Source organism: Methylomonas sp. Uni0011 (assembly GCF_056850255.1).
Genome location: NZ_JBVVNO010000002.1, coordinates 472,608 through 496,035, shown reverse-complemented (window position 1 = coordinate 496,035; position 23,428 = coordinate 472,608). Strand labels below are relative to the sequence as shown.

Annotated in this window: 12 protein-coding genes; 4 read left to right on the top strand and 8 right to left on the bottom strand. The window is 53.5% G+C overall.

Annotated elements, in window-relative coordinates; all coding sequences use genetic code 11:
* From AC0IM9_RS04950 to AC0IM9_RS04915, 8 genes are all read right to left on the bottom strand, one after another.
* Window positions 1-6,550: Ig-like domain-containing protein (locus tag AC0IM9_RS04950; protein ID WP_482803271.1), on the bottom strand; the 6,550-nt coding region annotated here is incomplete at its 3' end.
* 35 nt (window positions 6,551-6,585) lie between these two features.
* Window positions 6,586-7,302, bottom strand: coding sequence for a DsbA family protein (locus AC0IM9_RS04945; RefSeq protein ID WP_482803270.1), 717 nt, complete (start codon window positions 7,300-7,302; stop codon window positions 6,586-6,588).
* Window positions 7,303-7,579: 277 nt separating this feature from the next.
* Window positions 7,580-8,065: a hypothetical protein gene (locus AC0IM9_RS04940; RefSeq protein ID WP_140910703.1), complete on the bottom strand. Its 486-nt coding sequence runs from the start codon at window positions 8,063-8,065 to the stop codon at window positions 7,580-7,582.
* The gene (locus tag AC0IM9_RS04935) at window positions 8,065-9,174 is read right to left on the bottom strand and encodes a hypothetical protein (protein WP_482803269.1); all 1,110 of its coding nucleotides are present in this window, start codon (window positions 9,172-9,174) and stop codon (window positions 8,065-8,067) included. Before AC0IM9_RS04935 ends, AC0IM9_RS04940 begins: the two co-directional genes overlap by 1 nt.
* On the bottom strand, window positions 9,174-12,725 hold the full coding sequence (locus tag AC0IM9_RS04930; RefSeq protein ID WP_482803268.1) for a carboxypeptidase regulatory-like domain-containing protein: 3,552 nt from the start codon (window positions 12,723-12,725) through the stop codon (window positions 9,174-9,176). Before AC0IM9_RS04930 ends, AC0IM9_RS04935 begins: the two co-directional genes overlap by 1 nt.
* 155 nt (window positions 12,726-12,880) lie before the next feature.
* Window positions 12,881-13,588, bottom strand: coding sequence for a PEP-CTERM sorting domain-containing protein (locus AC0IM9_RS04925; RefSeq protein ID WP_482803267.1), 708 nt, complete (start codon window positions 13,586-13,588; stop codon window positions 12,881-12,883).
* Window positions 13,589-13,760: 172 nt separating this feature from the next.
* Entirely contained in the window at window positions 13,761-15,788 is a 2,028-nt protein-coding gene (locus AC0IM9_RS04920) for a cytochrome c family protein (protein WP_482803266.1), read from the bottom strand.
* The gene (locus AC0IM9_RS04915) at window positions 15,785-19,264 is read right to left on the bottom strand and encodes an FG-GAP-like repeat-containing protein (RefSeq protein WP_482803265.1); all 3,480 of its coding nucleotides are present in this window, start codon (window positions 19,262-19,264) and stop codon (window positions 15,785-15,787) included. The genes AC0IM9_RS04920 and AC0IM9_RS04915 overlap by 4 nt, the downstream gene beginning before the upstream one ends.
* A gap of 257 nt (window positions 19,265-19,521) precedes the next feature.
* Between AC0IM9_RS04915 and AC0IM9_RS04910 the strand changes: the two genes are divergently transcribed.
* The 4 genes from AC0IM9_RS04910 (at window position 19,522) to AC0IM9_RS04895 (ending at window position 23,421) form a co-directional block, all read left to right on the top strand.
* Entirely contained in the window at window positions 19,522-20,688 is a 1,167-nt protein-coding gene (locus AC0IM9_RS04910; protein WP_482803264.1) for an aminotransferase class V-fold PLP-dependent enzyme, read from the top strand.
* A 280-nt stretch (window positions 20,689-20,968) separates the two neighbouring features.
* Window positions 20,969-21,448, top strand: a complete 480-nt coding sequence (locus tag AC0IM9_RS04905; RefSeq protein ID WP_482803263.1) for a hypothetical protein — start codon at window positions 20,969-20,971, stop codon at window positions 21,446-21,448.
* Window positions 21,449-21,584: 136 nt separating this feature from the next.
* Window positions 21,585-22,379 carry a hypothetical protein gene (locus AC0IM9_RS04900; RefSeq protein ID WP_482803262.1) on the top strand — a complete coding sequence of 265 codons (795 nt, stop codon included), beginning with the start codon at window positions 21,585-21,587 and terminating at the stop codon, window positions 22,377-22,379.
* A gap of 70 nt (window positions 22,380-22,449) precedes the next feature.
* Window positions 22,450-23,421, top strand: coding sequence for a 2-hydroxyacid dehydrogenase (locus AC0IM9_RS04895; RefSeq protein WP_482803261.1), 972 nt, complete (start codon window positions 22,450-22,452; stop codon window positions 23,419-23,421).
* Window positions 23,422-23,428: the final 7 nt, after the last annotated feature.

The window sequence follows — 23,428 nt, the reverse complement described above, 5'->3', positions numbered from 1 at the left end:
TCGCGCCGTTCGCCGGGCTGTATTGCGCCAGACCGTTGCCTTGCAGGTCGGCTCCCGCACCGGTGGTGAAGCTTCTGTCCTCGGCACTCGCCAATACGTTGCCGCTCAGGTCTTCCACGCCTTCGACGTGCAGGCTGTAGCCGGTGTTCGGCTGTAACGGCTGTTGCAATTTCAGCGTCAGCGTCTTCCGGTCCCCGCTCAGTTCCCGCGTCACCGCGATCACGTCGCCGCCTTTGCGCAGTTCCACTCCACCCAGACTCAAACCGCTCACCGGCTCGTCAAACCGCACTTGCAGGACTCCGTTCGTCGGAACGCTGGCTTGGTCGGCCTCCAAGCTGTACGCGCTAACCTGCGGCGCGGTGTTGTCGGCTGCGATCGCTGTGGTGAAATAGCGCGTGTCGTACTCGCTGTTGCCGTTCATGTCCTGAACGTAGTAGACGTAGAGTCGGTAGTTGCGACTGACGGCCAGCGCCTGTTCCGGTACCAAGATCAAGGTTCGGCCGTCGTCACTCAGGCTCCGGGTTGCCGCTACATGGGCTCCGGTGGTGTAGTCGTACAGGTAGAAACTGCTGTCCGTGACCGACACCGGATCGATGGCTTCGTTCAGGCGGACTTTGAGTACGGCATTGACCGGTACGTCAGTCGCGCTCGCAGCCATGCTCCACTCTACTACCGTCGGCGCCGCGGTATCCGGGCCGTTGGCGGTATGGAAGGTGTGGCTCAACGGCGTGACCAAGTTACCCGCGTAGTCTTCGGCTTTGTCCACCGCTACCGTGACGTCGCTGTCCGCCGGCCAAGGCTCGTGCGGGATGTAGGTCACTTGCCGGTTGCTGTCGCTGAAATTCAACGAGTAGGTCGACGCGTTGTAGTTCGGCACTTGCGCCAGCGGCAGGTCGGGATCGTCACTTAAGAAGCTGATCGGATTCACGGACTCGTCAAAGCGCATCGAGATGCGGTTGTTGATGCCGACCTGTTCCGCTCCGTCCGCCGGACTCAGCGCCGTGACTTTCGGCGCTACCGTATCCTCGAAGGCGTCCGCCGCCGTCGAATAGTAGTAGACGTAATCGCTGTTGTAGGTCGCTGCCACGCCGCTGGCGTCTTTGACGCCGGCACGAATGCCGATTTGATAGCCACGGTTAGTCTGCAGCAATTCGGTCGGTTGCAGGCGTACTACGCGGTTACCTTTCAGCAGACTCACCGTTGTCGGGATTTCGACTCCGTAGTAGTAGTACCGCAACGCGAACGTACTGTTGCTGACGCTGGCCGGGTCTAGCGCTTCGTTGAATTGCAAGTCCAATACCGGATTCAGTTTGCTGCCGCTCCAGCCGGTCGCAATCACATACGGTGCCTTCTGCGCCGGATCTTCTTCAATCCGGAATTGGCTATGGAAGCTGTTCAAGGCATTGCCGCTTTGGTCTTGCGCGGTGCTGTCGAGGAACACTTCGATGTAGGCGGCTTTCGCCCACGGCTGTTCCGGCGTAAACATCAGGGTCCGGCCGTCGCCGAGCAATTGCGGGGTGCCTTTGATCAACACGCCGTTTTGCGAGACGTGTAATGCCGCTGGCAAGCTAGTGGCTTTCAGCGCTTCGTTGCTGTACAGCACAATTTTGTTTTTCGACAGCACGTTGTAAGCGCCATTGCCCGGCAAGGCCGTGACGATACTCGGCCGTGCCGTGTCGACATCCGCCGCGGTGGCAAACACTTTGGCGGCATCGGCCAAGCGGTTGCCGCTCAGGTCTTTGATGTCGTTGGTCAGCAGGACCGTCACCACGCTGGAGGCCGGCAGGTTGTAGTTCAACGTCACCGTGCGGTTGTCGCCGGAGAAGCTGATCGACGGCCTGACGATGTTGCCGTTGACGAACAGGCCGACGCTGTTACTGTTGACGGTGCTCCGGTTCAGGGATTCGGAGAAACTCAGCACGATCGGGTTGTTGCCGTACACGTCCATCGCTCCGTCGTTCGGGGTGATGGACACCAGTTGCGGCGCGACGGTGTCGCCACCGGTGCCGGTGTTGAAATAGCTGTAGCGATAGCCGCTGCTGTTGCCGGCAATGTCCTGTACGCCATTGGCATAGGCCCAGATCCGGGTGTTGCCGGGGAAGGCTACTAACGGGGTGAACGTCACGATGTTGCCGTTACGGCTGAGGGTTCCGGCCACATTTCCGCTGAAGCCGTCGGCTTGGACATAGATGCCGCTGTCCAGGCTGGTGCTATCGATCTCTTCGTTAAAGCTGAAGACGATCGGCGCTGTCGCGCTGACGCCGGTACTGCCGCTCGCCGGGGTAATGACGACGCTCGGGCCTGTGGTGTCGGCGGTGGCCGAACTGGAGGTGGTGAAGCGGCTGGTGACCGCCGCCAATCGGTTGCCGATATAGTCGTACAGACCGTCCAGGACAATGCTGTACTCGGTGTTAACCGCCAACGCGCTGCTGGGGGTAAAGGTGATGGTGCGGTTGTCGCTGCCCAGTACGGCGGTGCCCGCCACCTCGACACCGTTGAGTTGCAAATGCACGCTGCCGGATAGACTGAACGGACTGACCGCTTCGTCGAGTACGAAGCGCAGCTTGCTGTTCACCGCGATGCCGGTCGCGCCGTCTTGGATGTTTTGTCCGCTGATTATTGGTGCTTCCTGGTCGTTGGCCGTACCGGTCGTAAATGTCCAATAGGTCCAGCCAATTCCGTTCCCGGCCTGGTCGGTCAAGCTTGCCCAGTTGGAGATGTAAACCCGGTATTGCCGGCTCGCCGTCAATGCCACGCTCGGCGTCAGTGTCACCGTCTTGCCGTCCGCGCTGACACTGTAGCTCACGCTCGGACGCTGCCCGGTCGCGGTGTCGTACAGCGCAATCGTGTCGCTGTTCACCGCCAACGGGTTCAGCCGGTCGTTGAAGGTCAGTACCGGTTTGACATTCAAGCCTATCCCCGTCGCGCCGTTCGCCGGGCTGTATTGCGCCAGACCGTTGCCTTGCAGGTCGGCTCCCGCACCGGTGGTGAAGCTTCTGTCCTCGGCACTCGCCAATACGTTGCCGCTCAGGTCTTCCACGCCTTCGACATGCAGGCTGTAGCCCGTGTTCGGCTGTAACGGCTGTTGCAATTTCAGCGTCAGCGTCTTCCGGTCCCCGCTCAGTTCCCGCGTCACCGCGATCACGTCGCCGCCTTTGCGCAGCTCCACTCCACCCAAACTCAAACCGCTCACCGGCTCGTCAAACCGCACTTGCAGGACTCCGTTCGTCGGAACGCTGGCTTGGTCGGCCCCTACACTGAAAGCGGTGATTTTAGGTCCACTGGCATCCTTATCGAAGGATGTAGTGAAATAGTAATTCGAGTAATTTAACGAGTTGCCAAAAAGGTCCTTAATCGCATTGGTTAGCGCAATCCGGTGCTGCCGTCCGACAGCCAAAGCTTGGTTCGGCACAAACGTCGCGCTTTGACCGTCTCCGTTTAGCGTGACAACACCCAACACTTGTTGCCCGGTTACGCTGTCATAAAGCAATACCGATTGGTCATTCACCGAGTCGGTGTGCACCGGCTCGCTAAAACGCACTCCGACGACAACGTTGACCGGAACATTGCTACTGTTCGAGTTCGGATCGACTGCGGCAACAGTCGGCGGCGTAGTATCTACCGTGTTGCCGGTTTTATAGTGAAAGCTATGGGGTGAAGCTATCGGATTGCCGGCTCTATCCCTAACACCATCGACGACAACTTTGTAATCCGTGTAGTCGGCAAGAATATCGCTCGGTGTGAAAATCAATTGCAGACCGTCACTCGATAAGCGTACCCGCCCACCCACTTTGGCGGCGCCTTCCAGTAGGCCTTGGTAAACGGAAATCGAATCGGTGTTGATGGACTTCGCCTGTAAAGGCTCGGCAAAAGTCACGATAATCGGGTTGTTTTCCGGTATATCGGTTGCCTCATTGGCCGGCGAAGTTGAATTCACCGTCGGCGGCGTCACATCCGGATTCAGCGGATCGGTGCCTTTTTGCACTTCGACGCCGTCCTCGATGCCGTCATTATCCGAATCGGCGTCGGTCGGACTGGTATACATATCAACTTCGTCGCCGTCTTTAATGCCGTCGTCGTCGGTATCCGGATCGGCCGCATTGGTTCCGTAGATTGCTTCCTGTTCGTCACTCAGACCGTCGCGGTCGGTGTCGGCTTGTACCGTTAATGTTAAAGTCGGCGTAGTTGTTTGGTTCCCGCCGAAATCGACCGCTCTCGCGGTAATCGAAATAGTGCTGCCAACCGTCCCGAACGGTACCGAAACAGGATATTGGTAAGGACGCGAGGTATCGGTGTAAACAACTTCGCCATTCATCAGGAAAGACACCGATTTCACGCCGATATCGTCGTCGGCGTTGGCGGTGATAGTAATTTTTTTACCTTCAACAACTACAGTATCTTGCGGCGGTTCGGAAATTTCGATGGTCGGTGCCACACCGCCTTTGTCTTCGGTGAGCCGGTATTGGGCGATGAACAATCGGGTATTGCCGTCGCTACCGTAATCCTGACCAACGACATAGGCTTCTTCCGTCACGTAAACATAATTGCTATCCAAAGCAATACCGGTACCGGCATAGTCGCCTAAACGGGACAGATCGATGGTACCTTGAAATACCGCGTTTTCCGGATCTTCGATGTTGACGTAAGCAGTCACGTTGGGAAACAGTTGCTCCGCGGCAAATGCGAATCCGTCGGTCAATTCGATGTCGCGGGGGACAAAATTAGCATCGCCGCCTATGACAACCGGATTAGCGGCGTCGCGGATATCGACGACTTTCCAGCCAGACGAATAGGCCGCAACGTAAGCGTAACCATCTTTTGCTACGACATCTTTAACCGGGCCGATACTCAAGCTGCCTGTCTTCAGCGGGTTGGTCTTATCGGTAATGTCGATGACGTGCAAAGAGGAGCCAGCGACCGCAACCACGGTGGTTCCTTGAACATCGACACCTTTGGTCTCGCCTAAACCGCTCAAGGCTCCAGCAAATAGCGGTTGATTTGGCTTGCGGACATCGACGATCTCGAGCCCGTTATTGCCGTCCGCAATATACGCGAATTGGTTGTCGATCTTAACGTCCTGGGCTATGCCGGCCGTTTCGTAGGAGGCCATCAAGCTGGGCGCGGTCGGATCGGTGACGTCGATGATCTGCAAGCCGTGGTCGCCGTCGGCCAGATAAACCAAATTGCCGACAACACGCACGTCAATCGCGGTACCGGCAGTATCCAGACTGCCGACAATACTGGGTGCGGAACGGTTCGCTACGTTAAGAATTTGTAAGCCTTTGCTACCCGCAGCCACATACGCATAGTCTCCTGCGACATCGACGTTATTGGCGTAGCCAGGAATCGCGATCGAAGAAAGGGCGGTTGGATTGAAGGTGCCGATGGTCACCGTGACCGTTTTTTCCAATCCGCCGTTGCGAACGGTCAAATTCGCGGTGCCGGACTGGCCGGCGAACAATAAACCGTCCTTGGCGCCGAAACTCACTACACTCAAATTGCTGGAGCTGTAAGTAGTGCCAGTCGATTTTGCGGTGAGATCGACCAAACTGCCGTCGCCGCGTTTGCCGGAAACTTTTACCTGTAAATTGGCCTCGTTATAAACGGTATTGAAGGTCATGGTCGGATTGGCGGGCGACACCACCAATTCTAAGTAGTTACGCCCGCCGCCATCGGTACCATCCGTCGGGTTATAGCCGGCTATGATCTCGTCGTTGTCGTTGACCCCATCGCCGTCCGTATCGGCTTTCAACGGATCGGTGACATAACCTTTCGACCCGGAAACCTCGACACCATCACTCAAACCGTCGCCATCACTGTCGGCCAGTCTGAAATTGGTACCCGCTTGATACTCCTGCTTGGTGGTCAAACCGTCGTTATCAGGATCTTCCAAAGCATCTAACGGGTCGTTGGGATTCAAGCCGTTAGCAATCTCAAAATCGTCCGGCAAACCGTCATCGTCGGCGTCTCCCGTAGTCACCACATTGATGCGCTTAAAGGCGACTACTTCGTCCTTCCGCGCAGTAATCAACACACTACCGCTAGACACCGCGGTTACCAAACCTTCGGAGTCGACGCTGACAATGGCCGGATTACTGGAGGTGTAGTTCGTACCATTGCTGGACGCTGAGATGTCCTTTACCGTTCCATCCCGATAAGTAGCGTCTACGATAAGCTGCGCAGTGGCGCCTTGGCTGATTAGGGTTTCGGTGGAAGGTTCGGTAAATTTTAGGCTAACCGGTATCGGTTCAATCACTTGGAACTTTATTTCCGGCACATTGACTATGCCGTTTTGCACCACATTGAAATATTCGCTTTCCCCGGAAAAGGTATCTCCGAGAATGGTACAGGTGGCCCGCGCCCTGACCCGGCCCATTTGCGACGGCACGTTTGGCATCGCCCAGCCGCCATCCTTGTTGACCTGCACAGTTCGATTCAGAATGTTGACGACGCAGTTTTGATCCAAACCGTTACCTGCCGCTTGCCCTTGCCAGATCAATCCCAGCAAGAACGTCAACAGCGAAAATGATTTCGTAATCTGTGTGTTCATCGTCTTCATCTCCCGATCCCTAAGACGCTATTACGTTATTTTTTTAGACTATCAATCATGCTGGCGAAGGTTTCGAACGACTGCACGCCGTCGAAGCGCCGATATTCCACCAATTGCTTATTTTTATTAATTTTGCCGATCAGAAATGCTGGCGTGCCGTTGACACCCAAACTAGAACCTAATGCAATGTCGCTTTGCAGCTTGTCGAGTTGGACCGGATCGTCCATGCATTTACGCAACACCGCCAAATCCAACTTGTGCCGCAAAACCACTTCGGCAAGCAATTCGTCGTTGACTTGACCCTTGGCTTCAAAAATCGCATCGTGCATCGGCCAATATTGTTTTTGCTCGCCGGCACAACGCGTTGCCAAGGCCGCCATTTTTGCATGGGCGTGAAATTCCAAGGGAAAATCCATCATGACATACTGGATAACACCCTTGTCTATGTAACGCTCGCGCAGTTTGGGCAACACGTTCTTGTTATGCTTAGCGCAAAACGGGCATTCGTAATCGGAAAATTCAACCACCGCAATATTGGGCGACGCCTTAGCTGAACTTATATTTGCGGCACCCGCCAAGGAAATTGGCTCTGCTTTCGGTTGCGATTGAACTAGTTTCTGCTCCAAAGCAAATACCTTATCCTTCAATTGGCCAATTTCCTTTCTCATCTCCGACAACTGGGTAAATACTTCGTCAGCGACCCAACCTTCTTCAGCCGATACAGAGGAAACCCACGACAAAAAAAATAACATGGTAATTGCCTTAATATTCTTGGCGGACAATCCCGCTAGTATTTCCATATATTTATTCAACATTGCTTATTGATTAGCCGAAGACGATAACACTGAATTTCGCGGCAGATTGAATTCAAAGAGCCGCCGGCAACTTCGAAACAAACCACCAGATTTTTTCCACTTGAGAAATACCTAAAAACTCAATCATAGAATATTGACTGTAAACCACTATTAACAGCGCTAATCAAATTACACGAAAACCGAATACTCCAATCCGATCGGCATAAAATGGATACTAAAGACTAACGTTTCTAATTTCGATGCCACGATCGACTAATAGCTTTTGGACTTTAGAAAGTTTAACTCCGCTCTCATCCGAAACCTTGAACCTTTGTCCCGAGTGCGCAATAAAGACCAAGGACAAACTCGGAAAATCAACACCGCCATGCTCCGATATCACGTAATCGATATCGCCAAAATTTAATGCAAAAGAATCGTCAGACTTAAGAAACAAAAAATTGGATTTAGGGGGAACTTCCCATCGAATAAAACTCTCGGTTACCAGAATTTTCCAGCCACCGCCGATAACTATAAATACAATTCCGCGCAACAAAAATAACAAAGAAACCAACCGTGCGATAAACTTGGTAAAACCCCAAAAAAAATCGAACTGCGGATAATAAGCCGAGTACCTTTCAACACAAAAAACAACAACAAACAGAACACAGAAAAAAAACAGATATTTAAGACCAACAGCCCGCAGACTTTTGTTATATTCCATTAATCGTCGATCAATTTGTATTTCTTAGCTATAGCGCCTAATAGATAATCGGAGTACAGAACGCCTTCGCCGACAGAAACCTTTCCAAAAAAGTCCGCAACAATCGAATCGCCTTCTTGCTTAAACCGCAGAAGCTCAAGTTTTCCATGCCCAGTTTGGGAAAAATTAAACTCAACAAAGACATCAATTAGAGAACCATTTTTAATAAAACCGAGCAGATTTACGTTCTTCCAAGACGAAACATAGGCAACAAAATTCTCAACATTCATCACACTTTGATGACCGGTAACACCGACCATGCGTATTGGATTGTTAGCCCCCGAAGCTAAAAACGCTGTATTTAAGCCACTTTCTTTCACTTGTTTTATCGTTTTGACAACAGCAGAAGCGATCTTTCTGTTCTCGAGGTCCTTGACCTTGACAATCAAATCGTCCAGCTCCTTACAATCCAAACAGAACTTCTCGTTTAATTCAATTAGCAGATAATTTAAAAAAATAGGGCAACTATTTTTTGGATCCTCATCTCCGAAAGGCCACTTCAATTTGATTTTATTCGTAGCGACCGCGGAACCATCAGAAAGCGATTTATCACTAGCTCCGCTATTGACTAATGTGTAATAAATACTTTCATAAATCTTGTTTTCAGGATTGTTTGCAAACTCAAAATCCAGCAAACAATCTTTAAAATCAACAGTACAATGAAAATCTTCTCTCCATGGAATATTTTTATTTGGGTATAAATAATCTACGCCAATACCGATATATCTACCCCAGCGAACTCCGCCTACAAACCTAATATCTTGTTGCTCGGTATAAAACTTTTTCGGCATTGGAGAGACTTTTTCAAAACCTTTAGTTTTGTCTTTAAGCAGATAGCCGACCGTCCTACCGTTTTTCAAATCAGAAATCAATTTATTCAAAACGCTTGCCGAGCTGCGATAATTCGCATCACTTGGACTTATAACGCTATCAAAACATATTTCTCCCTCGACGTAGGCAGTCTTATCACCTATCAAGGTTACATATTTTTTGCTCGCATCGGCAAAAGCGCCAATAGAATGCAGCAAAATCCAAATCAGAAACAGTAGTCTATAAATTAGTTGTTGCATTAACATGAACCATCTTGCCCTGGATAGATAATAATCACATAAGTGAATTGCGGTGGATTTAACAACTCATATCCAAACAAGGATATTCTAACCCCGACTTTTGCTTCACCCGTAAATGCGGCGAGCGTATAACCACAAAACGTCGGACAGTTATTACCGTAAATAGGCAAATTCCCTTGAAAACCGCTTTGACCCAACCTTGCTGCTGCGGTAGCCGTTACCCCCACATCGATAATCTGCTTTGGAGTGCCCGCTAGCAATACATCGGCCCCGATACTTTTAATATCTAAGCCTATGGTTGGCTTAATCGAGATATTGGCTCCACCTGTGAGAGCTACGCAACCCTCAGCGTCAATACAATCAAAAAGATACTCCCCATATCCTCCGGCGCTCCCCGTGAGAGACACATCGGCCCAAATTCCCCATTTTCCGTCTCCGAACACATGAATACCATATCCTTTATATGCCAAGGTTTCGTCGAAACTTAACTTCGGCGCTTGGGATAAAGTCGCAGTTATCTCCACATATCCAAGAATATTCACCCTTTCGTATCTGGAAACGGGATTTGTCATTCTGCAATCTTTACAACACCTTTTTCCTGTTGCAACCTCACCACGCGCCTCAACCTTTACCCCATTGATATTCAAATAAGGTATTTTCTTTAAGACGTTCTGCGCCTTGTCTGCGAAATCTTTTACCTTGCCCAAATTCGACTCTGAAAATCGAAAAATCTGATCATTTCCCTCATCGACAGGGCATTCGGGCATCCCGCATCGACCGTCTTTGCATTCAAAACAATTTTGTTTCTCGGAGCCATCCCCACATTTGGCTTTATCTTTTGCGGGATCGGGCTTAATAGCCATGTCCATGCAACTACCACACTTCGCATCTTCTTTTGTAATATCAGCATCATCTTTCTGATCTTTTGCGCTACCGTTTTCGCAGCCTGGCTTTTTACAATCGCCTTTTATATCGTTTTTCGAGACATCCGAGTCATTAGGAACTTGGGTAGGACTTCCGCCCTTACATCCTGGCTTTTTACAGTCTTCTGGAACATCCTTTATTGATGTCGGCGTTTTGCTGTCGTCTGGAACAATCTGACAGTTACCCACGCATTTTTGACATTCCCCAGGACTCGAAGCGCAACCACTTCCTCCAGGCTGACTACCGCAATGCCATCCCGCTTTGATTACCCCCACGCCCTCATTAGACTTGATCACGCTGCCATCGGCGGCAACCGTACCCAAACCGATCGCCACAAACTCTTCCAGATCATGGTCGTAGGAATACATCTCGACTTGCGCGCCTGGCTTATGACCATCGACATTCGGCAAAGTCAGCCTGGCCGGCGGATCGAACTTGGCGCCGACCGGCTGGATGGTGACGATGAACTGCGGCTGCATGCCGTTGGGCGGTGCCATCGGGATTTTGCTGGCATTCACCGGCGTGACCGACAACTTGCCGGTCTTTTTGCCGTCCGGAAAGGTGACCGAGCCTTTTTTGACTTCCAGTGCAAAACCGGGCACTTCAGGCAAAGTGAGTGTAACGTCCTGATCGCCGACGATTTTGGCGTTGACGGTATCCAGTTTGACTAGATAGATCGGTGCAGATAGGGGGTTATCGGCACCGGCGATAGTGACAAGATTAAAAGCCAACGTCGGCCACTCGCCTTCGGCGGTAGTGGTACTGCCATCAGCGATTAAACGGACCGCACCGATCGGCACTTCGGTGATTTTAAACTGGCCTTTGTCGTCGCTTTGCGCTTCGCGGGTAGTGCCGTCGACGCGCACGGTGACTTTGGGTAGCGGATGTTCCTGATTATCCAGGACCACGCCGCTAATGCTGGTTTGGCCGGGATTGCCGGTCTTCAGGGCTGAAGCGGTGAAACCAGCGTACAACTCGGTTCCGACTAAAGTCGCACTGACCCTATGCACATCCAGCCCTTCTTCGCTACCCAGCGTAAATTCGGCAGTAGCGCGGCCGTCGCTGTCGGTGGTGCTGGTGATGGCGGTTTGGCCGTTTTGGAATTTGCCACCACCTTGGGTGACCTTGAACTCTATTTTGGCTCCCGGTACGACGTTCGCGCCGTCGTCGACCACTGCAACGACAAACGGCAACGGTAACGGTTGACTAACCGCGCCACGTTGGTTGTTGCCGCTGTTGACGGTAACTTTGTTGCCGGCCCCGACTGTCGCGCTGGCATAGAACAGCACTTCGCCGTCAAAACCAACTGATGTAGCTCTAACGCGCTGGTTTCCGGTACCAGCCCGGCTGCCGGTCTTAAAGGTGGTGGAAGCGACGCCTTGGGCATCGGTTTGCACCAGCACGCCTTGACCTTGGTCGCTGTTGCCGACGCTTAATACGCCGTCGCCCTCGGTGACGCGGTAGATCACCGGTTTGTTGGCAACCGGTTTGTTGGCGCTATCCAGCAACTTGACTTTCAAGGGTTGCGCCAAAGCGGCGTTGATTTTTGCTGTTTGGTCCTGGCCGCCAAACAGTTCAATGTGCTGCGGAGCCAAGGGTTGATAAGTGACTTTGATGCTGATGCTGCTGGTATTGCCGACATTATCGGCAGCATCGATCTTGATCGTGTTTTCGCCGACGTTCAATGCCACGTTTTCGGCCAAATAACTGCGGTTGGCAATCGAGGCTGCTACGCCATTTACTTTGACGTTGGCTTGGCCTTCGGCGACGGTACCGCGCACGATATCGTTGATCAGGCCGGATACCGCGATTTTATCGGTGCGCACGGTATCGCCGTTTTTGGGCGATTCGACTGTTAAATACGGCGGCGTCATGTCCAAGGATAGCGAAATGGCGTCGCTGACATCTTCGCCTTTAGCATTAACTGCGCGGGCCGTGATGGTGTTATGGCCCTCGTCCAACGAGACGTCAGCTTGAAAGCTACCGTTGTTGTTGGTGACTGGTGCACCGTTTAGCGTAATCTGGGCAGCAGGATCTGAGACGGTGCCTTTGACGGTTTGCGGCGTATGACCAACGGTGAGCAGCGTCGCCGGGCTGATGATTTGCACCTTCAAGGCTTGTGCGACGGCTTTTTCGACCCGAGTGGAAAAACTGAAGGTATTGGGGCCGCCGCCAGCGACGATGACAGTCACCAAGCCGCTACCGCCAGCGGTAAAGTTGCCGCCAACGTAGCCGGTCAAATCGAAATAAGGTTCGCCGGCGTCGGTGGTACCGCTCGCATTGCTAATCGAGACTTTGCCGGCCGGTGCCAAGCCGGTGATAACTAACCGCAACGGTCCGGCGATTTCACCACCACTGGTATTTTGGAGGCTAACGCCGACCGTTGCGTCGTTGCTGCGGCGGTTGCGCACCGGAGTAGCCAGTTTGACGCTGACCTGGCTGGCAGAGACCGTTTCCCAACTTCCGGTTGCGGCTTCGGCGGCTTCCGGAAACTGTACGGACAAGAAAAACAACATAAAAAAAGCCGCGATGGGAAATAGCGGCTTTATCGGTGTTGAGAAATAAGCTCTCGACTGTGCGACTGTCCTACCCATTAACAAAACTTGCAAACGCTGGATAACCGACATCCGTAACTCCTTATTTTTCTTTTGTCATCGCGACACCCATGCATCGCCGCTTGTTGAACTGTCAGGCTCCGAAGCCTTCCTGATCGGCACAAAAAACGCAGATATTTGTAAGAATTTTGACACCTGCGTTTTCACGTTAGCCGCTGAGCCGAACTCTAGCAAATTATATTTTGCGAAACAACTCTAAGTTGTTGGATTGGATTTTGAACTTTACGGCGAATTCGCAATACACGACCGCAATAAGCCAATCCGCCAAGCATCATCAGTCCGAGTGTTCCGGGCTCAGGCACGCTAACCGGTGGTTCTGAGCGCTGTTCCAGACGAACGTTATCCAACAGAACCCTGGAATCGAGACCATCGTCTTCATCGTTCAATTCGAACGAAAATGCCACAGAACGGCCTACGTAAGCGCTAAGGTCCAGCGAAAAAGACGTTGCACTGGTCAAGGCATCAATGGTTGCCAAAAAGACATCTCCCAAACCATTGGCGTCGTACATCCAAAGCGATAAATTGTCGCTAAACAAGCCTACGGGGTTTTCCGAGCCGTCATTCCCCAATGAGCTAAACAGCGCATCGAACTTGAGAAAATCGTCACCGGCCCCCAATAAAATCGGGCTGCCGAAACTAAACAAGCCATCGTCGCCCTGCACTATTACTGCAGAAAAAGGTGCCGTACCGGCTCCCGTGACCAGTTCAGCGGCGGCGGCTGAATTCCAATTCACCGCTCCGTTACTGGTTACGGTAGACCAGCCGTTAAGATCGCTATTGAACGTCCCGTTAACAATGGCCGCCGCGGAAACCGAATCAGCGTAGAGCATCGCAACCAAAACAGCCGCGCCGAAAGGAAACAATTTTGTTTGCATGTTAAATTCCTGTGATTTGAACAATGTCCTGTCCGCACACAAAAATTATGCCTTTTTGTAGGTTTTAACAGAAATTCAACCCATTACATTCGTTAAGGTAAATTTCCGCCCTGGCACTTGAGTACGAATGTAAAATTTCCCGACAAAAAGCCAAGCGACACCTTGCAGTGATTTACTGATCATAGGCCGCATTCGCAACCTGGGGTCTGATTTTGACCGGCAACGTCAAGGATGTCGCAGCCATTTCAACAATCGGCAATTCGAGCCGGTCGTCCTTGAATGCCCAGCGGGCATAGCGGTTATTCAATTTGCGATAGTTGATGCCCGCAGTCACTGTCAACGGGCCTTTCGTGTCGTCCGAAATAGTAAAGGTGTAACTAGTCACGTCACTTCCGCCCGGCGGAATCGTGCGCTTAAAGCTATCCCCCACCATATTGAACAAATCATGCCGCCAAACGGCATTGCCTTGCCGATCTATCGGAATCGACCGGTAGAAATAGGCGTTCGGCTCGACGTTATTGCCGGCATCGAGTTGGCCGGATTCGTAAACCGTACGCCCCTGGCCGTCCTTAACCAGAAAATGAATCCAGACTTCGTTGATGTCGGTAGTACCTCCGGGAAAGGCATGACCGACCTGCGCATTAGTCACAGCCACTTTCAACGTCACTTTTTCACCTAAGTAACAATAGGCCGGAGCTTCGGTCGAAGGAATCAAACTCGGATCGACATGGCGCGCGGTTTCTACCGCGTCGTTACGATTCGGCTTGTCTATGCTGATCCGCACCTGATCGGCAGTCAAAAACCGCCTTGTTCTTTCCAGCTGACCTTCGTTGCGTGTTACCCACGGAACCGCCATGTTTGCACCAACATTGAAATGTGTTTTGATCAATCCCTCCGGACTCGCAGAGGGATCTTTGCCAGGCTGAAGTGGAAAATGGCAATCCTGGCAACGGCGTTGCTGGGCATGAGCAAACGTTTGCCGGGTTTGTCCCGAGTAAGGACCGTTCAACCATGCGGTGTAATCGTCCTGCATCTTCACCCAACCCCAGTTATTAAAGTCTTTGTCCATAAACTGCGCATGGCAAGTAGCGCATATTTCCGGCGCCGCCAACACACTTTTCGCGAGATCCGCTTTGTGCTGCTCGGGTTTCAAGCGTATCAAAAAGTTATGCAGAAACACTGGCAGCGATCTATCCGCACCATCAAACAAATACGCTTGCGGTGGCGCAAACCGGTAGCTGGCAACGCCCTTCAAATGTTCTATGCGCTCGATGCCATGGCAAGCCATGCAACTGACACCCTGCTGCATGTGGCCGGGCGTGTCCAGCTTTCCGCCCTTGGTCAGTTGACCGCTCAGCAACGCGACCGGCGCGTGACAGCCCTCGCAATAGCGGGTTGCATCCATGCCCTTGCGTTCCGATAACAATTTAATATTCGTTTGGTAGGTTTTATCGGATGCGGCTTGGGCATGAATCGAGGCTTGCCATTGCTCAGCGATCTCTAAATGGCAACTGGCGCAACGCTCGGAACCGCCGACGCGCTTCACATCAAAAAAGCCCCCCGTACTGGTTTCCGTTTGACTTGGACGAAACGGATGTTCGCCGTAGCTGTAGCCGTAGGGCTCTATCGCAGGCGTATCGCTATAGGGACTGGTGCGGAATTGATACGCAAACGTCGCCCCGGCAACGAATAAAAAACCAATTACAGTAATCGTCACCAAACCCTTTGCCGAAGAACCGGCCAATGACGGAAACCGGCTGGGCTCCTTGTTTTTGCGGCGCTCCGGCAACGAAAGCGCGTGAAAGGCGACATGCCCGACGAGAATTGCGACCGCAACGGCAGACAACCAAACATGCGATTGAAACACCCAACGCTCTGCTTCCGATTGGCCGAACAAAACCACATGCAAGCCAGTGACAACCAAAGCGACGACTAACAAAGCGGCCAAAATACCGGAAAAAGCTACCCAAGAGCGCTTCAGGCCAATCGTTCGGCGAAAGTGCAAGAATAGGTAAGGCAGCAATGCTGCTGACAACGCCAGCCCCAAAAACGTATGTAACAACCAAAGCCATTGTTGAAATACCGAAAAAGCCGGCCAACCCCAACTCAAGTATCCACTCCAAATCAGCACCAGGATCAGCCCGGCAAGCGGCCTGGCATAACGCCGTTCGGCGAGCATTTGACTGTTTTGTAGACTCATGACTTACCCTCCGAACCTTGACCAAATATCAGCATTTTCGCCGACGGGTCGTTGCGTTTAAGCAAAAACTCGACCCCACTCAGCCGAAGATCGTCTTGCTCGTTAGCGCTACCGGCAATCTTGCGCGCGAACTCGACTAACGAATCGTCGTTAAAGCTGAATAATTTTTCCAACAGAGCCGGCCGTAGCGGATCTTTCTTGTTTTGTGCCGCGGCGTAAAGCTGATTCAATGCATCGGGATCGAACTCAGTGGTGTATCGTTTCAACACCGCTTCGCGTAACGTTAAGTCGAGCGTAGTATCCAGCAACATCCGCCGCGCGGCTTCGCGCTTGTCCGGGCTTGTTTCTCCCGCGTAGATTAACACCGGGCAGAATTCCTTGAACGCGGCGTCCGCAGTGAAGCAAACCGCTGTCAGACTCGGCGTTGATTGCGAACCCGTATTTTGTGCCGACAATACTGCTAACAACCTATTCGGCGAGGAAATGCCGCGTGCCGACCAAGATCGTAGCGCCTGACCCCGCAATACCGGATCTTCTATCAACGTCCGAAGTTCTTCCTCGCGAAAATCGGCGTTTCGAGCCAGCATCTCTCCCAGCGCCCACTCTCGAATCGCCGGATCAACATCGCGCCATGCTTGGCGTGACAATTCGTTCGTGGCACCCTCGGCCTTGACCGACAATGCTCGGTAAGCCGACGCTCGAACCTCCGGTTCTTTGGCTTTCAACTGTTCCCACAACCAGCTACGAACGTGGGGATCGTCATAGTGCTGCCAAATACTGATCCACGCCAACCGCTGGCCAATATCGGCCGGCTTGAATCGACTGAATAGGTCGAGCGCTTTTTGCCGTAGCGGCCCGCCATCGAACACCGCCGCGTCGTCTCCCAAAACCAGCAATTCGTTTAACACAGCCAATCGTTGTGCCAGTGGCCGATCGCGAAATGCGCCGCTTCCATCTAGAAAATTCGTCAATTTGGCTGGAGCGTCAACATCGCCCAGGCGCTTCGCCGCGACAAACAGTCGTGCAATAACATAGGCAGGTTGTTTGTCGTCCGCCAACAAAGCGTTTAATTTTGGCAACGCTTCGGTCTGACGAATTAGCCCCACTGCCCTGACCAATTCGCCGCGGGCGCTTACATCGCTGTCATCTAACCGGTCAAGCAACGCATGAACACCGCGAAAACGCTCCGCGTCGGCCAAGGCCCTGGCAGCCGCGCCCCTGACCTGCGGAGAGATATCGTCCAATAATCGGATCAGATAAGGTACTGCAAGGTACTTACGGTAGACCACCGCCTCTTCCTCGCGGAAAAAATACCCAAACGTGTCCGCTAGAGCGACTTTGACCTCGACACTGTCGCGACTGAAAGCACCTAATAACCAACGCACCGACGCTTCGTCTTCCATAGCTCGCAAACCCGCAATGGCTGCAACGGCATTCTCCGGCTCAGAATCGTCTAACCCCCTTACCAATACCGCCAATCCGCGTGGATTTGCAGCCTCTGTAGCCAGTTGAATTGCCGCCTTCCGTACCTCAGGTTCCGAATCGGCCAAGGCCTCACGCAGTTCGCGAAAAAAATCTTCGTCACTCAATATATCCTTCGTCATCCGTAAGCAACGGGCTCTCAGTGCCGGTTGGCCGCCGCCTAAGACCATCGGCAGAAGCGCTTTGGCGTCGCGCGCTAGCTTGGCATCCAATGGCTGGAGCTCGTTTTGGCCCTGGGCGACTAACCAATAGCGATCTACTTGCTTGGGGTAAACAATCTGTTGCGCACCGTCGGGCCACTCAACCACCACCTTCTCGACAGATGGGTTGGGACCTAACCCAAACAGCAGACGCTTGTCGCTATCCGACAAAAATCCTTCGCCGCTAACAAGGGTTTTGGTTTGGCGTCCCGTAGCCGTGTAGGCGTGGACAATGGCTCCCAAGCCGTCGCGGTTGCTACGCTGCCCCTGCAATTTCAAGCCCAGCCAGTGTTTGGCCTGGGAATCGTTCCGGAGGTACTGGCCCAATTCGTTGTTTTGGGTAAAGTAAAGATCAATGTCGCCGTCGTTATCGAAATCTGCCGCTACCGCCCCGCGCGCGGATGTCTGATCGAAAAACGCCGCGCCGGAATTCGCTGAAACAAATTGACCTCGAGTATCGTTTAGCCACAATTGTTTCGGTTGCCCTTGGCTAAGCCTTGCCGTATCTGGGTCGGGTTCTAAATGTCCAGCAGCGAGCACGACGTCTTCGAATCCATCGTTGTTGAAGTCCCGCACCAACGGCGACCAACCGGATACGTTCAAAAACGCGTCGCTGCCGATGCCAAGCTCCCGGGACCTATCCAAAAAACCAAGGGAACCGTCTCTATCTGCCTGCCAAAACAACGCTAAGGTATTTTCTCCGCTAGGACTGGCCAACAGCAGTTCGGCGCGTCCATCGCCATTCAAATCGCCAGCGCCGATCCCCCTGCTGCCCAAAGCCGAACGTAGCCCCAGAGTTTGGCCTGCAGATTCGAATCGTTTACCGTTACGGTTGAGATATGCCGTGTTTGAGCCGGTGCCCTTGTCGTTGCTGACAAGCAGATCCGGCCAACCGTCTCCGTCAAGATCATGCCAAGACACGTCCAGGGTACGACCATCGGCGCCCTGCACGCCAAACTCCGCCGCCGCTTCCTTGAATTTGAACCCGCCTTGATTGACATACAAGCGATTAGGTAACGCCGGATACAAACTAGCGTCGAAAGTACCCTTCTTTTCCGCCACAAACTGACTGTTGGCCTCGTACGTTTTTTTTCCTTTCTCAAACTCGATAAAACGCCCCACGTAGATGTCGAGCAAGCCGTCTCGATTGAAATCGGCTGCAGCAGCTGAAGTGCTCCAACCGTTATCCGTCAGGCCGCTTACCGCTGTAACTTCGGCGAATTTGCCGCCGCCGGTGTTCCGATACAGCACATTGCCTTGTTTCGCTGTAACCAGTAAATCGCTATTTCCGTCATTGTCAAAATCCGCAGCCAAACATCCCATACCCCAAAGGGTCTGCTCGAGACCGGCATCGGCCGTGGCATTGCGAAACCTGCCGTCGCCGGCATTGAGAAACAAAGCATTGCCTTGATTTTGTTGCCACCAATACGCCTTACCGTAATAACGCGTCTGGCCGCTGCCATTGACCAAAAACAAATCGACTAGTCCATCGCCATTAAAATCGGCCGCGCAAGCGCCGGCACCCAAAGACTCGTCGATACCGGCCAGTTGTTCGTCGCCTTGCTGATGACTGAAAAACAAATCGGCGTCCAAGGTTCGATCGGAAAACACAGGCCTATCGATGTCAACCGCGTGGTTTTCATCGTCAGTGGTTTTCGGGCTGTCCGAGTTCAAAAAGCCTGGAGGTACTCCGACTGGAGTATTCGATAGGGTTACCGCCGACAAAACCAGCAATACTGAAATACCGACTATATCGAGAGAAACCAGCTTCAAATCCTTGATTATGGAACGCATAAATAACTCAAAAAGATAGGGCTACAGCATAGCCCGAGCGAAGCGAAAAAGAGTACCGGCTATTCTTATATCAGAATCGTTACAAACGATCGATTTATTCTGGACCGAACGCGGAAACTCTGCGGCAGCATCTATTTGATTCGTATCTCCGGAACCATTCAACGAGTATTCCTGCGTTGGTCGGACTTGCTCAAGCCTGCCTTCTATGGCACCATCCGGCGATTTTCTAAGCTTCCAAAATTCCAAGGAGAAACCAGATGGCGGGTCGCAATCACCTTTTTGTTCCAGGTCCAACCAATACCCCACACGAAATTCTGAGCGCGATGCACGTGCCGATGGAAGACCACCGCTCGCCGATTTTCCCTAAATTGTTGTCGCCGATTCTGGAAGACCTGAAAAAGGTGTTCCGCACCGAAACCGGCCAATGCTTCGTGTTTCCGGCCACCGGTACCGCCGGCTGGGAAGTGGCAATGACCAACTGTTTGAACCAGGGCGATAAAGTCCTGATTTACCGTTTCGGCCAATTCGGCCATTTGTGGGCGGAAGCCGCGCGCAAACTGGGTTTCGATGTGGAAATTCACCAAATCGAATGGGGCAAGGGCATTCCGCTGGACCATTTGGAAGCGCGCCTGAAAGAAGATAAAAATCACGAAATCAAAGCCGTACTGGCCACCCATAACGAAACCTCGACCGGCGTCACCAGCGATATTCCCGGCGTACGCAAAGCCTTGGATGCGGCCGGCCACCCGGCCCTGCTGTTTTCTGACGGCGTCAGCGCCATCGGCAGTATCGATTTCCGCCAGGACGAATGGGGCGTGGACGCAGCGATCGCCGGCTCGCAAAAAGGCTTCATGTTGCCGGCCGGCTTGGCGATCCTGGGCTTCAGCCAAAAAGCCCTAGCAGCGATCGACAACAGCAACTTCCCGCGTTCTTTCTTCTCGTTGAAAGACATGGCGGCCTCCAATAAAGATGGTTACACCCCTTACACACCGTCCACGCCAATGCTGTACGGCTTGCGTAAAGCGCTGGAATTGCTGCTGGAAGAAGGCATGGAAAACGTCTACGCCCGCCATCACCGTCTGGGCGAAGGCGTACGCCGCGCTGTGGCAGCCTGGGGCTTGCAAACCTGCGCGCAAGACGGCTGGGCTTCCGACACCGTCACCGCCATCGTGGTGCCGGCCGATAAGGACGCGCGCCACGTGATCAGCACGGCTTACAACAAGTACAACATTTCCTTGGGCGCCGGCCTGAGCGAAGTGGCCGGCAAAGTATTCCGTATCGGCCACGTCGGCGACATGAACGACGTTTCCTTGTTGGGCGCGATTGCCGGGGTGGAAATGGCGATGCTGGATCACGGTTTTGATATCAAAGCCGGCAGCGGCGTCGCCGCGGCGATCGAATACTATCGTTCTACCGCGAAATAGCCCTCGCTGACGGTCGGGCGGCGAATCCAGATTCGCCGCCCGACTACTCACCCCATTGCCCCGCTCTGCTGCCGGCATTTTCCGGCCTAAGGTTGTGCGCAGCACACCAAAATCGATCGAAAGTCGCACCAAAATTCGGCAAAAACACTTAACTGGACAGGTTGCGCACCGACCACAAAACGAATATCCAACTGAAATTAATATATTTTTTTCATGTCGGCGCCATTTTTGCTGATACATACCGAGGACCAACTGTTTTCAACAGCCAAGGGAGGACGTCATGAGACATTCATTATTGCTAATCGCTATGTTGGCCGTTCCGGCCCAAGTTAAACCGTTAAACCAGCCCGATCCCGGTTTATATGGCAGTTTCGCTGCCGCGCCGCTGCAGATTCCCAATCTATTACCCTCGCCCGAAACCGTAACATCAAGCCGCTGGTTATTTCCAGCAGCCCTCCAGGGCTGCCCAAACGCCAGGGTTCCGAGCGAATTGTGCAAATTAGTCGAATGGTCGGCCATGGATTATCCGACACTAAGCCAAGTGGCCTGGACCCTAATGCCGAGCGCCGGTTATGGCCTGGCTCAAGCCGGGTTGGCATCGACCGCGGCCGGGCACACTATCGATGCCGATCAGACCGAAGCGCAAAATCTATCGGGACTGCCGTTGGCGGCCATAGCCTGGTTTTCGCTGGGCTGCCTGCTTGGGTCGCTAGCCATGCTGCGCCACCGCCAGACTCGCCGCGCTTACGCGATCGCTTAAGGTTTTTAAAGGGTATATTTGCGCTTGAGCTTTGAGTTGCCTATAGTCGCTGCCATTGACAATCCAATCGGCGGCGACAGTCGGCAAACTCACCGATACGCCGTCTCGACTCACGACCAAGCAAGAGGCGACGGCCATGGCGAAAACCCTGTACCAATTGCTGAACCTTCCGGAAACGGCTACCGCACAACAAATCCATAGCGCTTTCAAAACCGTCGAACGGCTCTACACCGGGCGCCATGACGATGCTTCATTGGCGAGTCTGGCCCGCGCCAGAGAGGCGTTCCTGATCCTGTCGGATGCGCAGCGCCGCTTGGCGTACGACCGTAAACTGGCGATGGCGCAGGTCGCGGCCGACTCGGCTATTCCCCCGGCCGAGCGGCATCGGCCTTTCCAACTTACGCCGCGGCAGATTATGGTCGCCGCGCTACTGGCGGTGGCGGCCGGGCTCTGGCTGTACCGGGATTACCAAAAAACCGAACGACTGGCCGCTGCGGCAGAAAGTCTGCTGCGCCAGCAAGAATGGCTAGCGCAGCAAAGCCGGGACGATCGGCAACAAGCCCAAATCGAGGCCGAACGTAGCCTGCGTCAGCAACAACTGGAAGACGCCAATCGCTTGGCGGAACGCCAGCTAGCCAACCAACAACGAGCGCTGGAACTATTGCAAAGCCAAGCGGATACCCAATCTGAGCTTACGCAACAGGATATCGCCAACAGCCGCCTGGAAATGCAATATCGAAAACCCGAATTGGCGCTGGAATTGCAGCAGCAGAAACAACAGTACGCGACGACCCAACGCGAACGCGCACTGCATCAGCACGACGAGAACATTGCCAGTATCAACAGCCTGAGGGCCGCGCGGATCAGAGCCTACGACCGCGAACACACCACCGGCGAGATTTCCCGCTCAAATCCGGCCTTGGATCCTTAGCCGCCGCGCCGAAAATCGCCGCCGGCTGGCTTATACTGGCGGCCCGAACGCAGCCATACAGGAATTTTTGATGAGTAAGCCCAAAGTGTTGATCAGCCGGCGCTGGCCGGCGACCGTCGAAGCCAAATTGCAGGAACTGTTCGATACAACCTTGAATAGCGACGACCACCCGATGAACGCCGACGAGTTTCGAACGGCTCTGCAAAACTACGATGCGGTCTGCCCGAGCGTTTGCGATGCGCTACCGGCCGAGGTGCTGAACGTCGCCAACAAACGCTGCCGGATCCTGGGAAATTTCGGCGTCGGCTACAACCATATCGACATCGCGGCAGCGAGGGAACAAGGTTTGGTCGTGACCAATACCCCCGGCGTATTAACGGAAAGCACCGCCGATATTGCGATGACTTTATTGCTGATGACGGCACGGCGCGGCGCCGAAGGCGACCGCTTGGTCCGCTCCGGCCAATGGCGCGGCTGGTGTCCGACTCACATGATGAGCAGCGACGTCACCGGCGCCACGTTGGGATTGGTCGGCTTCGGCCGCATCGCCCAGGCCATGGCCCGCAAAGCGCACCACGGCTTCGGCATGAAGATTTTGTACGTCAAACCCAGCCCGGCCGATCCGGAAATCGTCGCCGATCTGCAAGCGGTGCGGTGCGAGACACTCGAAGAACTCTTGCCGCAGTGCGATTACGTGTCGCTGCATTGCCCCGGCGGCGCCGACACCCGGCATCTGATCGACGAACGCCGTTTGAACCTGATGAAGCCCAGCGCGCACTTGATCAATACCGCCCGCGGCGATGTGGTCGACAGTAAAGCCTTGATTCGGGCGTTGCGGGAAAAGCGCATTGCCGGTGCCGGCCTCGATGTTTACGAAGGCGAGCCGGACATCGACCCCGGCTTTTTGGCATTGGAAAATGCGGCCTTGTTGCCGCATTTGGGCAGCGCCACGATCGCCACCCGCACGGCGATGGGCGAAAAAGTGCTGGCCAATTTGCAAGCGTTTTTCGCCGGCCGGACGCCACCGGACCGGGTGGTGTGAGTCCGGC